The sequence below is a fragment of the Pseudoalteromonas luteoviolacea genome (assembly GCF_018100925.1).
Lineage (GTDB): Bacteria > Pseudomonadota > Gammaproteobacteria > Enterobacterales > Alteromonadaceae > Pseudoalteromonas > Pseudoalteromonas obscura.
Genome location: NZ_JAGJEH010000010.1, coordinates 211815 through 224250, shown reverse-complemented (window position 1 = coordinate 224250; position 12436 = coordinate 211815). Strand labels below are relative to the sequence as shown.

Below are 12436 nucleotides of genomic sequence, written 5' to 3'. Positions count from 1 at the left end.
CTTAATCTTAAAATTTGGCTATGATATTAGCTCTTTCGACATTGCTTAGCATAATGTGGTGCTCTTGCCCGTCGACAGTCAGCGTGATCATATCGCCTTTAACTGCTATTAGATCGCCTTTAAAATTGCGGCGACCATCTTGTGGAAGTTTAGTGCGCAAACGCACTTCTTCACCTTGCGCGTCCTCATAATGAGCTTGTTTGAATAATGGTCTATCCACACCCGGTGAAGACACTTCTAAGTTGTATTCATTTGTAATGGGATCTTCTACATCCATAATCGCACTAATCTGGCGACTTACTTCTGCACAATCGTCAACATTAATACCATTCTCATGTTCGATGTACACTCTTAGTGTAGAATGACGACCAGCTTGCACAAACTCTAGACCGAGTAGCTCAAAACCACACGCTTCAACAGCAGGCTCTAGCATAACGGTTAAATCTTGCTCGAGTTTTGACACAAATTACCTCCATACAAACAAAAAAAGGGCTCATGGCCCCATCAATTCAGCTGCATGCTCTTGGGCCTAAATTGCTATTATCTAGCACTAGACACAACAACGCCCCGAACCAAGCGGGGCGTCACACCAAAAACAAACTGTGTGGCCAAAGGCCGTGCTTGGTTGCGGGCTGTACCAGCCTAAATTAAGCTGCGCTTAAACGCAAAACGCGCATTACTATGAATGCGCGACCTAATAAGAAATAATCAAATTTCTTAATATTGGTTGCGGGAGCCGGATTTGAACCGACGACCTTCGGGTTATGAGCCCGACGAGCTACCAAGCTGCTCCATCCCGCGTCCACATGCAGCGATATGCTGCTCAATTGGCGTGTATTATAGAGATTGTTCCATTAATACGCAACCACTAACTAGATAAATTAGACACACCTAAACATCTTCAGAATTGATTAAGTACTTCTTTAACAATCATTAACATACATCACTTGTACCCGTTTTAGTTTGCTCTATACTTCACTTTTCTTACAATCCGGAGACAATTAAATGAATAAAAGGTCATTCCAGATAACATTGACAGCGTTATCAACTTTGTTTTTCAGTGGTATTGCAACTGCAAACTCATGCGCCAGCGCTGGTCCGCAAACACCACGGGACATCGACAACCTTCACGGGGAAAACAAGCGTATCTTTAGCCTTGCGCCTCCTTCTTCACAAATGAACCTATGTAATATTCATTTTCACAAAAATGCAGAGCATAAAGCAAAAGACTTCTCTGTATTTGCAGGCGACGGTAAATATGGTGGTTACCAGTGTAACGCCACATCAAGCCTAACAGCCGCAGAGTTAAAAGCGCCAAAAGGTAAGGTTTGTAAAAACGTAAAACCTGGGGATACCATCGAAGTGCATTGGGTTCACAGCTCTTGTGATGTCAAACCAGGTAAGGGGTTGGGCGCTTGCCTTAATGATCAATGTGCGAACCCTGACCTACGCGTTGAAACGCAAGTTTTCCTCGTTGTGAATGATGAAGATGCGCTTGACTTCAATGACTTGAGCTACGATGGAAATGTTGTTAATGGTTATCACCAGCCTAAACATATCCCAAATACAACTGGTAAGCCTGTTGAGTTTTTAGGGTCTACTACAGGGCCAAGTTACAACGATAAACAGTGCTCTCCATTGCAAGTTACTTGGAGCGTTCGCCCAGCTTGTGCAAAAATCGACATCAATAGTCTTGCCCAGTGGTGTGAAGAAAACGTCTTTGAAGAAGATCATGCACACGGTGTCAGGCGGCTCGTAACCGACCCTAAGTTACTATCAACTATCAAATAAGCATTTGATGATATGCAGAACTACAGTATTTGTATTTCTGCATTATTGATAAATAAGTTTGCAATCATAAAAGTCTACTAGCTATACTCAGAACAAATGCGAGTTTTTCATACAACACATAACACGCATTATAGGTAGTCACCCAAGTTTATTTTGTTTTGTTTGTTGTATCAGTATAAGTGATAGCGAAACAGAGTTGATTAAAAACTTGAGCACGGATCCGCTCTAATCGTAATTGGAGCGATTATGAGTATTTCACCTTATCAATATCAGCTTTTAAGTCAGTCGTTTGCGACTATCAAGCCAAATTTTCACTGCTTTTGTGTGAGCTTTAATCACCGTTTAAAAATGCATCCAATGTCAATGGTTATTCCTAGTGCTGAGTCACAAATACTAGCCATTGAATATCAACTGAGGGCGTTTATCCAGCAAAGCCTGATCCGTATGGCGAACCAAAAAGAACTCTGTAGCTACATTGTCGGTAACATCGCTTCTATTAAGTCCCTACATCCATCGGCCTGCGATATTCGAATTCTATGTAATTGCTTTTTAGACACCTTAAAGGTGCATTTAGGCAAACAGTTTACCCTTGCTGTGAGAAATGCGTGGAAGCGAGCTCTGCATATTATCGCCAATGTACTCAAGTCAGAATTATTTGGTATGTCAAATATTGTTTACTTAGATCAAGTTCGGCAAAAAAGACAGATTGGTCATTCTTAATGTAAAGGTGACAATCAAACTTGGAATAAGTAGACTGACCCTAATTTAGGTTAATTAGGTGAGTTTATGAAACGTATCGCTATTTTATTGGGTTTGAGTGCATTGTTAACCACAGGCTGTGATGTATTTGAAGACTCTAAAGCCCAAATTGAAGCGCAATACTTAGCAGAAAACCAAGAGTTACAGGCGGTTATTGAGCAAATTCGTGAACATGGGTTAGAAGCGATGGCACACAGTGCCCAAGCAGGAACAATGGCAAGCTGCGTTGCCAGCAAACTAGATGGCGATCCAATGGGCGCACTTGTGGAAGTAGAGGGCGCTTTGCAAGATGGCGCAAGTGTGGCGGAACTCGCAAATTCTATCGCGAGTTTAACCGAGCAAGAAATTAGCTTAGAAAGTATCCCTGAATTATTAAAAGCAGGCGCAGAAACAGTGACATACCTGAAAACACTGTTAGAAACTTACGATTTAGCTGAACTACAAACTCAATTCAGTGCATTGTTAGAGCAAGGTCAGACCAAAAGCGAAGACATTGGTACACACTTACGTGGCTTAATTGAGCAGTGCAATTAGTTTACTCAGGTCATGCTTTCTCTATAGCATGACCTTGTTATACCTGCCTAGAACAAACGCCATCGACGCTTTTTAGTACGTACTTTATGAACCCAATTTACCTCAATGGTAGTTACCGCTAGCACATCTCTTTGTGCTTTGGCAATGAGTTCATAACTGACACTTTCAACAGATCCAAAATTAAGTGTATAGCTGAAACTATCCGTATTGGCCCAACACTGCAAAATGCGTTTAGATTCACTCTCTCTAAGGCAATAATCCCCTGCTTCAGGTGCCGATATATCAAATACAACATCGGCATAACAGGTACGTCCTTGGTTTAGTGCAACACATTTTGTTGGTGAAGCATGTAATATTCCTTTACGTTTGTCGTTAGCCATTGACTCCGTCGTCAATGCAGCCAGCGAAGCCCAAATTACCCAAGTGAGTCTAAAATACATACTTCACTCCAGTAAAGAAAACCCGCGCATAGTTTGAGTCTACCAAGGGGCTGCTTTTTACCCCGCCAGAACCCACTAATACAGATGCCCCTGCGCTATAGACCCAGTCTTGCGCAATTGGGTAGTTAATTTGCGTCTGAACAAACACAGTTGCGCCGTCACCAGCCGTAAACCCATGTAGGTAATCATTAACTTCCGAAGGTGATACGCCATAAAAATAGTTATTGAAGTTCTGTGAGTAATAGTTAGCACCAAAATTCAGCCACAAGTCCCAGTTTCTTAACTCAAAGTTACGCGTCGCCTCAACATGAAAAACCCACCCATTGGATTCACCAAGTACATCGTAGACCAGCTCTGCGACAGCCAAAAAATCGCCAATATTTCGATAATACGCAAGACCAATAGACTGATCGACTTTACGTGGTTTTACACCCCTTAACTCTTCAACAACATCATCTTCGTTGGAGTAATAACCGGTTTCGGAGAATGGGATTTGATAGTTACCAAATATAGCATCTAGTCCCCACTCCTCCTCCTGAATTAATTGATATCCCAGATCAGAGCCGCCAAAAAAATCACCTGAATGTGTATTCAAGTAAAACTTTTTATATTGAAGCTTGGCATCGATTAACGGTGCAAGAGAAGAGAATTCATGCTTGGAACCAATTAGCTTTGGTAGCTTCGTGTTGACATAGAATGCACCTAAACTCAATTGCCATTCAAAGTCATCTTCATCATACCAAGGCTCAGCATGTGCTTTCCCCATAATCACCATGCAAAGTGCAAGGAACACAGAAATTATATTATTCATTACTTATTATCTTTATTTAGCATTTGTGCCTAAATTCAGTACCAGATCATACCTGAGCACTTCTCATACAACAAGAAAACAATTCAAAACTCAGCAATTAACATTTTTTTAATCATATTGTCATCTTTACATTTTTAAATGCGCTTTCTCACAATCGAGTAATTATTCAATACGGAAATAAAATGAAAAAACTCCTTTTAGTTTCTTTAGTTATGGCTAGTGCCGGAAATGCTTATGGATTTAGCCAAGAAACACATAAACGGATTGTTATAGATGCTGTTAATTATATGGCACAAAATCCACAAACGACAGAATATCGCAAGCTGCTATCATTCGCCCAATCAAAAGGGATGAGTATTACTCAACTTGGCGAGCTGATGGGACAAGCAGCCTATGACGTTGATGACTTTGAAGATACGTTTTTATGTGGCGCGATCACAGGTGACTGTGTTCAAGCTCCGGTCTGGGGGGTGGCAGAAAGTATCGTCAAATACACCAGTTACTGGCACTTTCAAAATCACACCCAAGGTGCTGACCAACATGGCAATGACTTTGGTGGCTATAACTACGACAAGCTCACAGTATGGGGGGCGATCGATAGCATGGCGGCAACTTGGTTGAAGGGTGATTACCTAGATGACGGCCCTGGCGGAGAAACAGGATGGTTCAGCGCCGACGACAGTGAATACAACAGCTACGGGATCACTGAAAAAAACTACCGTATCGACGGACACTCACATTACAACATGTATGACGACTTTGAGGAAATGCCTTTTCAACCTATCGATAACCTTGGGCAATATTGGTATCAAAGCTACCTAAAAACTGGCAACCCGCAAATTTTGGGCTTTGTTTTTCACACAACAGATCTACTACAGCCTCACCACACATGGACTACCTCGGATCTCAATCACTCAGATTGGGAATCATGGGTCAAAGACTATTACGACCAAGAAAGTTTGAATGATATGGCATTAGTAAAGCAGGCGATGCAAAGTTTCACTGCATTAAATGCAACAGATACTGATATTCGCCCTCTACTAACTGAAGGCGGTGCTTTTTCATACGCACAGGGTGGTATCGTGCTCAATTCAAAAGATCATCACGATAGGTTAAATACTGCCAAAATGGTGATCCCACATTCAATCGCTATGGTAGTACACCTACTCAATCACGCGATGGTGGCACGCTAATGCGTTTTGTTATCTTTTTATGGGTAAGCTTTTTTAGCTTACCCAGCTTCTCTGCACTCGACCACATTACCGAAGCTGAGCTTGCACTAATGCACAGCTTATACCAAGCCCAAGATAGACAAATATCTAAAACAAACCTTAAAGCTCGGCTATTAGAGAACCAGTTCCTCCTATCACACGCACGCAAACTTAACTTATCATTGTTAGATAGGCACGCGCCCGTGGGTTTTGACAATACATATCATGTGCGCCGATATATACGCTCGATGTTACTTCATAAGTTTCCACAGCTTACACATACATCACAAAAACCACTGCCAGTGTCATTATCTGGTGAGGAATTGAAATCGCTATTAGGACCATACCCTAATAATGGACAATATACTGAGCAGCAAAGACAAAAGTGGCGTCAGGTATCATTGAGTAAACAACCTAAACTCACTCTTGATGACATATTGGCAAGTCAATCGATGCAAGGTAGATTTTCATTGCATGAAGGGGATACTAGGCTGCTAAATAAAGACGTTGAAGATTTTGTCAGCTTTCATCAATTGAAGAATAAAGCTGCTCCACTGCTTGCCAAGCAAAAATTATCTCTAACTCGACTCAACCTGCTCGCACTTGGTGAATTGCTTAGACCGTCGATTCAGGCTTATTTAGGCGTTAAATCTCAACTACACGGCGAGCGAAGCGATTACGTTGACAACATTAGGTCACATGTTTCTGATCAGGAAATCGCCCAGTTCTACGCCACTCATAAAAATGAGTTTAAATACTTACAGCATATTTCAGCATTCGCAGCAATTTTTGAAAATCAAAAAGATGCTATCGCGATATACGACAATGCCAATAAAAACAAAATTCAACAGATGTTTTTAAAACGAGGCCTACGCAATCACTTTAGTACATCTGATAACACTCAGCAGCTTGTACAGATCAGTCGCCACCACCCAGAAAAATGGTTGGCACAAGTGGCATTTAATAATCAGTTAGAGGAATTATCTAGACCAATTCGCACACCTCAAGGCCAGTGGGTTTTGATATATACCGATAAACCAAGCTACGCATATCATGCAAAAAATAGTGAAACTGTCCGCTACCGTGCATTGCAACATATCACTCGGCGTAAAGCCAAAACCGCATATGCACACCTTTTCAATCAATGGTTACTCTCAGCGAATACGAAAACATGAAACAGATACAATGGATATTATGTGGGGGTTTGCTGAGCGTAATCGTGATCGGAACTTGGGCACTGATGTCAGCGCTTCAAGTTACCACGATTGCCAGCTCCCCCTTAAAGAAGGCCGCACAGGTTGAGCACTCTGTTCAAACTGAAACACCAACACCTATTATTTACCAAACACACTCAAGTCACTTAAGCGGATTCGACTCATCTGTTAATAAGCCCCATGAAAAGGCTGCCCTGTCTGACTTTGCTGAAAGCGATGTATATATACCACCCATTGTTCAATCACCATCACAGAATAATACCTCCTACAGTGGTGACTTAGATGATCATCAAAGTTACAACGCATATTTATTGGAAAAAGAGCACGCACTAAAACACGAGTTCATCGCAGCTGTAGATAAAAAAGTTACAAGGATTAATAACTTGCTTGAGCGAGGAATTCGAGCAAACCTGCCTGAGGAGCAGCTACAAGAAGCCAGAGATAAAATAGCCGCTCTTAAGACAATGAAAGCACAACTGATTGAAGAGTTAGAATCTGCTACAGTCGGCAACTAACTCACTATCACTCTGACCTTCGGTCAGATATGCAGCCAATATTCGCTCATAGATCCGCTCAATCGTCACAAGATCTGTAATGGGAACATGTTCATTTACTTGGTGGATTGATTCATTTTTTACGCCACACTCAACCACCTGAGTATTTTCATTGGCAAAAAAACGACCATCGGATGTGCCACCAGCTGTACTCAATGTCGGATAGTAACCCAACTCATCCGAAATGACTCTTTCGATTAAAGACAAAAAGCAATTGTGCGCTTGTTTACCCGTATAAAATGACTCACATGGACGCTCCCAAACAACATTGACTTCTGCATCCACAGTGTCGCTTAAAGCAGCCAGCCTTTGGCAAATCTCATCACTTTTATAACCGTGGCTATAACGGACATTGAATGTTATTTCACAACTTGCGGGGACCAAATTATCGACAATATTTGGTACGGTAAGCCCGGTGACTTGCAGTGTCGTTTTTGAGCCAGCAACATCTTTTGGCCAACTCAATTGGGCCAATTTCGTCACCAAATCTCCCGCAATATGCGCCGCATTTTTGGCCAATTCGGGATAAGCCACATGCCCGGCCTTCCCTTTCACTATAAACCTGCCTGAAATAGCACCGCGCCTGCCATTTTTTATGGTATCACCGACTAGCTTATGAGATGTAGGCTCACCAACCAAGCAAGCATCCAGTGCGATATCTTGCTCTCTTAAGTACTCTGCAATTATCGCAGAACCATCCGTCGCTTCGCCTTCTTCGTCGGATGTAATCAGCCAATACAATGTGCCGCAGCGATTTAGTTCCGACTCACATAAAGACCTCGTCGCGTTGAGCATCGCAGCAATCGAGCCTTTCATATCGGCCGCGCCGCGACCATATACAATACCGTCGACAATCTCCCCAGAAAATGGGTCGACAATCCAACCTTCAGTAGTTGCAGGGACAACATCAACATGGCCAGAATACGCCAGTACAGGACCCTCGCCAAAACGTCTATGCGCAATCAAGTTTTTAACGCCATTGGATTCAATATCAACGACCTCAAAGCCCAGCTTTGACAACTGTTTTGAAAGGTAAGCCAAGGTCCCCGCATCGTTTGGGGTTACTGAGCGGGCTCGGATCAATTGTTGCAATATATCTACAACGGTAAAATGAGCTTGCTGATCGTCTTGTAGAACTTGAGGCATGTTGAATAACCCATCTAACTGTTTGCTTCATTAAACGTGCTCAAAGTGTCTAGATTATGTCGAGTTAATTGCATATTTATTACTAAAAACCGAGTAAAGCTGGCGCTCATAGCTCATAGGGCGATACATTGTTGCGAATTTTCAAGGTAAATCAGCTAGAAAACTTAATCCAAATCAAACTTTCAAAACCTTCTGAAATATGAAAAGTCAAACTTGATCTAGAACAGCTTTTTTTCCTCCAAAATCCTTACTATGAAGTCATTAAAAAAGAGCCACCTTGTATAGGTTCAGGAGATGAAAATGAATAAACTAACAGCTGCTTTGATTTCAACTTTATTAGTAACAGCACCTTTAGCTCACGCTCAATTTAGCGTCAACGTTGGTGCTATTCATGTTAACCCTATTGACTCAGCATCAGCTATCAATGAAAACAGAGCGCTTGGACTTGCAGCGGATTCAGATACCCAGTTAGGCATTACTTTCGACTATCACTATAACGACAATATTGTTATTGAGTTAGTTGCTGCTACGCCATTTTCTCATACTGTCGAAGGTGCTGGCGGCTTAGCTGGGAATGACATTGCAACAATTAAACATTTGCCGCCAACATTGCTAGCCCAGTATCACTTTTTTGACAGCAGCGCGAAACTGCGCCCGTTCATTGGCGCTGGCTTAAACTACACGGTCTTTTTTGACGAAGAACCAACGGCAGCGTTAAAACAGACACTTGGTACTGACAATGTAAAAGTAGACTTAGACAATTCATTCGGATTGGCATTACAGCTTGGCTTAAACTACGAAATCAATGACAAATGGGGCTTGCATGTCATGGTATCGAAAATGGACATAGACACAGATGCAACTGTCTATGCTGATGGCAAACAAGCGTTGACATCCGATGTCGAAATTGACCCATTTGTCGCAATGATTGGCGCAAAGTACAAATTTTAATTGTAAAGTAGATATATATTCTCAATCTTGGGCCACTTAAGTGGCCTTTTTATTGTTTACTTTTTTTTGCTCTAACATTTCTTTCCAGTGCACGATTTCATTGGGAAGATGAGGCTGCTCTCCTTTGAATTCAGCGACTTCAAGTAAATCCTCAACAGAGACGATGCCTTTTTTACTCTTAAATACACCCCGAACGTATGCGATAGCATGCAACCCTCTTTCCGAGTGAAACTTTTGCTCTATATAAAAGTATTTGTGATCCCAACCAACAACTTGTGTCGTTACTGAAAATTTTTGCAGCGGTTTTATATCTCGAATATAGGTAATTGCAGTGGCATTCACAATTGGAAACCACTTTCTTTTTAGTAGTTTTCCCAGCAAACCTAATCGCTCTGTCATCCAAGTCCGAGCAAGATCCATCATTGCTAAATATCGCGAGTTAGTCAGGTGTAAATTGATGTCACAGTCACTAGGCAAAGCCCTAAAATCAATTGTTGTAGGCTCTAACATGCCTTCGTAGCTTTTGTTTTGTCTAATCTTCCAAAACAATAGGAGTAACCGAAAATATAAATTCATGCTTCAATTGGTCTAACCAGTAATTTGTAGCGCCAGTGTATCATAGCCCTTATTAGCAACAAGCGTGTTCAGTGATATTTTCGACAATATGTTAAATTCCAAGCAATTTGCTATATTTAACAAACTGAATTAAGTTTTAATTATCTTTAAGATAAGTATTTATTTATGAATAATATATTCAAACTTGGTCTCTTTTTAACTACATTAAGCTTTAGCAGCAGTGTGTTAGCTAACTTTGATTTGGCAGGAAAAGGTGTCGTCACGTACCCCACTGGCATATCAAAAAACTTTGATTTCGGTTTCGGCTGGCAAGCAACGAACAAAAAGTTTCGCATTGGGAAAAAAGCCTATTCAATGTCTCAACTGCCAGAGTCCTATTCGATTGCACTCACTCTCAGCAAAGATGAAACAAGAGTTTGGATACAAGAATTCAATGCAGGTTACATCGAGTCATTTGAATGGAAGATCGGAAATAATACTCTTAAGTTAGCAAAGAGATCTTTCAACTCCCCAGTAAAAGGGAATTATATTTTGACGCTCAATAAAGTGGATTACTTTTTAAGCCGAAACAATGTGAGCATTGATGTATATTTTGAAGAATCTGGTGTTAAATATGTCAGACTGGACGGTGTAACCAGAAATATGGGTACTAAAAAGTAAGTACCCATATACAATATTATACCTTCACAGTTTTTCGATTAATGCCATACTCTCGCAGTTTGTTGGCAACTGCGGTATGGCTAAGTCCTAATCTTTTGGCTAACTGTCTAGAACTCGGGTAAGCAGGATACAACTTTCTCAGCAAGGTTGCTTCAAAGCGTTTTACCGCCTGCTCTAACGTCCCTTCAAAATCAGACTCCAAATAACCTAAATCATGTGTAAATGTCGGCAGTTGCATATTTTCAATGCGTAACTCTTTGTCATCCAATAAAGATACGGCACGATATATGGCATTTTCGAGTTGACGTACATTGCCCGGCCAAGGGTATTGCTCTAAAAACTCTAAGCACTCAGGGTGTAAAGAAGGTACTGCTTGACCATTTTGCTGCGCGTATTTTTGAATAAAGTGCTCAGCCAGAGGCTTAACGTCCGCTTTACGATCTCTTAATGGCGCAATCTCCAGCGTTAATACGTTGATACGATAATAGAGATCCTCTCTAAAACCACCTTCTTGCACCATGGCTGGTAAATCTTTCTGGGTTGCTGCAATGATCCGAACATTCACTTTAACTTCATTTTCATCACCAACCTTTCTAAACGTGCCGTCTTGTAAGAAGCGGAGCAATTTAGTTTGCAACTGCTCAGACATTTCTCCAACTTCGTCAAGAAATACAGTGCCGCCATCAGCCTGCTCTAACACACCCCGTTTAGAGGGTACCTGATCGTCAAAACTGGCAAAACCAAATAGTTCTGACTCTGCAACATCGTCTGGCAATGACGCACAAGATAGCGCAATGAATGGCTTTAACGAACGGTTTGAAGCATAGTGGCAGGCTCTTGCTAGCAGCTCTTTGCCTGTGCCAGTTTCGCCAGTGATCAAAATAGGCGCTTCCAATTGCGCCATCTTTCTGGCTTCTCGCACGACTCGTCTCATCGCTGTGCTTTGATTATGAATGGTCGCAAAGCTCTCTTGTCCATATCGCCTAAAAGCACTAACTTGTTGACCTAGGCGACTTTGAGATTTGATATTGATCACGGCACCAGCAAGTACATCGCTCTCAGTGCCTTGGGGAACAGAAATAGGTAAAATATCCGCTATGTAATCTTCTCCGGCAACTTCAACGCGTGTCGTCTGGCCGAGTACTTCATTGCCTTCCAGCCACCTTGTAAAATTAAACCCTTTCAATAGCACATTTATACTACTGCCAATCACTTCATCGAGTGATAAGTTTAAGTCTCTACAAGCCGCATCATTACAATGCCTCACACCGCCTTTAGCGTCGATTGAAATAACACCATCAGGCAACGCACTCAGTAGCGTATTTAGCTCATTATGTTCACGCTCAGACGGCAAAAAGGCCGTTGTTCGCACATCTTCAACACCATCGATCAATCTAATTTCAGGCATGATTTTCTGAAATTGCTCAAATTCAATGGGTGGAAAGCTAACATACATACGGCAATTTACCGAGTCGACTTCAATCCCCTTTAAATCTACTCGATAGTTCACCAATATATTGAGTATTTCTTGTGCAATACCAATACGGTCGGCGCAATGAATCTCTAAACGCATCTGTTCCTCAAAACGGTTTTTTACCTCTGAGCGGATCATACTCTAAGAATAGTCATCAGCCTAGCAAATTGTAAACATTTTTGGACAGATATTTTCCCGATCAGGATTAATAATAATGACCTATAATAACTACATGATAAACATAGCATTTAATTAATGATAAATGATTGCATGCCGTTTGCCTTACATTTTATAATACTAAATAACTACACAATG

14 protein-coding genes and 1 tRNA gene are annotated in these 12436 nt (G+C 41.4%); 8 read left to right on the top strand and 7 right to left on the bottom strand.

Translation table 11 applies throughout. The features are described 5' to 3' along the window. Positions 1 to 7 precede the first annotated feature (7 nt). Together rimP and J8M00_RS21325 are read right to left on the bottom strand one after the other, a co-directional pair. Positions 8 to 463 (bottom strand): ribosome maturation factor RimP, encoded by a 456-nt coding sequence (gene rimP, locus J8M00_RS21330; protein ID WP_023397663.1) that lies wholly within the window; start codon positions 461 to 463, stop codon positions 8 to 10. Positions 464 to 724: 261 nt separating this feature from the next. Next, positions 725 to 801: transfer RNA gene (locus J8M00_RS21325), tRNA-Met, on the bottom strand. A gap of 204 nt (positions 802 to 1005) precedes the next feature. Here J8M00_RS21325 and J8M00_RS21320 point away from each other — a divergent pair. The 3 genes from J8M00_RS21320 (at position 1006) to J8M00_RS21310 (ending at position 3084) form a co-directional block, all read left to right on the top strand. Then, the gene (locus J8M00_RS21320) at positions 1006 to 1791 is read left to right on the top strand and encodes a delta-class carbonic anhydrase (RefSeq protein ID WP_211012487.1); all 786 of its coding nucleotides are present in this window, start codon (positions 1006 to 1008) and stop codon (positions 1789 to 1791) included. A 246-nt stretch (positions 1792 to 2037) separates the two neighbouring features. Continuing rightward, positions 2038 to 2511: a globin gene (locus J8M00_RS21315; protein ID WP_211012486.1), complete on the top strand. Its 474-nt coding sequence runs from the start codon at positions 2038 to 2040 to the stop codon at positions 2509 to 2511. Between the two features lie 66 nt (positions 2512 to 2577). Further along, complete coding sequence (locus J8M00_RS21310; RefSeq protein ID WP_211012485.1) at positions 2578 to 3084, top strand: hypothetical protein; 507 nt, start codon at positions 2578 to 2580, stop codon at positions 3082 to 3084. Between the two features lie 47 nt (positions 3085 to 3131). On the opposite strand, the gene J8M00_RS21305 is transcribed toward J8M00_RS21310, so the two are convergent. Next, positions 3132 to 3524 carry a DUF3019 domain-containing protein gene (locus tag J8M00_RS21305; RefSeq protein ID WP_211012484.1) on the bottom strand — a complete coding sequence of 131 codons (393 nt, stop codon included), beginning with the start codon at positions 3522 to 3524 and terminating at the stop codon, positions 3132 to 3134. Continuing rightward, positions 3514 to 4335 (bottom strand): MipA/OmpV family protein, encoded by an 822-nt coding sequence (locus J8M00_RS21300; RefSeq protein WP_247687496.1) that lies wholly within the window; start codon positions 4333 to 4335, stop codon positions 3514 to 3516. The genes J8M00_RS21305 and J8M00_RS21300 overlap by 11 nt, the downstream gene beginning before the upstream one ends. 182 nt (positions 4336 to 4517) lie before the next feature. Between J8M00_RS21300 and J8M00_RS21295 the strand changes: the two genes are divergently transcribed. Genes J8M00_RS21295 through J8M00_RS21285 form a run of 3 tightly spaced genes read left to right on the top strand, consistent with a single transcriptional unit; the run spans position 4518 to position 7275 of the window. Further along, entirely contained in the window at positions 4518 to 5528 is a 1011-nt protein-coding gene (locus tag J8M00_RS21295) for a phospholipase (protein ID WP_211012483.1), read from the top strand. Continuing rightward, positions 5528 to 6721, top strand: a complete 1194-nt coding sequence (locus J8M00_RS21290; RefSeq protein ID WP_211012482.1) for a peptidyl-prolyl cis-trans isomerase — start codon at positions 5528 to 5530, stop codon at positions 6719 to 6721. The genes J8M00_RS21295 and J8M00_RS21290 overlap by 1 nt, the downstream gene beginning before the upstream one ends. Further along, a complete protein-coding gene (locus tag J8M00_RS21285; RefSeq protein WP_211012481.1) occupies positions 6718 to 7275 on the top strand; it encodes a hypothetical protein in 558 nt (185 codons plus the stop codon). Before J8M00_RS21290 ends, J8M00_RS21285 begins: the two co-directional genes overlap by 4 nt. On the opposite strand, the gene dapE is transcribed toward J8M00_RS21285, so the two are convergent. After that, entirely contained in the window at positions 7249 to 8460 is a 1212-nt protein-coding gene (dapE, locus tag J8M00_RS21280; protein WP_211012480.1) for a succinyl-diaminopimelate desuccinylase, read from the bottom strand. The genes J8M00_RS21285 and dapE overlap by 27 nt on opposite strands. 300 nt (positions 8461 to 8760) lie before the next feature. Here dapE and J8M00_RS21275 point away from each other — a divergent pair, with 300 nt between their 5' ends. Beyond that, entirely contained in the window at positions 8761 to 9411 is a 651-nt protein-coding gene (locus tag J8M00_RS21275) for an OmpW/AlkL family protein (protein WP_417714815.1), read from the top strand. 36 nt (positions 9412 to 9447) lie between these two features. Here J8M00_RS21275 and J8M00_RS21270 read toward each other — a convergent pair whose 3' ends face one another. Beyond that, entirely contained in the window at positions 9448 to 9987 is a 540-nt protein-coding gene (locus J8M00_RS21270; protein ID WP_211012478.1) for a thioesterase family protein, read from the bottom strand. Between the two features lie 165 nt (positions 9988 to 10152). On the opposite strand from J8M00_RS21270, the gene J8M00_RS21265 reads away from it, so the two are divergent. Next, a complete protein-coding gene (locus J8M00_RS21265) occupies positions 10153 to 10647 on the top strand; it encodes a hypothetical protein (protein WP_211012477.1) in 495 nt (164 codons plus the stop codon). Between the two features lie 16 nt (positions 10648 to 10663). Here the strand turns inward: J8M00_RS21265 and tyrR are convergent, their stop codons facing one another. Next, a complete protein-coding gene (gene tyrR / locus J8M00_RS21260) occupies positions 10664 to 12220 on the bottom strand; it encodes a transcriptional regulator TyrR (RefSeq protein ID WP_023397650.1) in 1557 nt (518 codons plus the stop codon). Positions 12221 to 12436 lie beyond the last annotated feature (216 nt).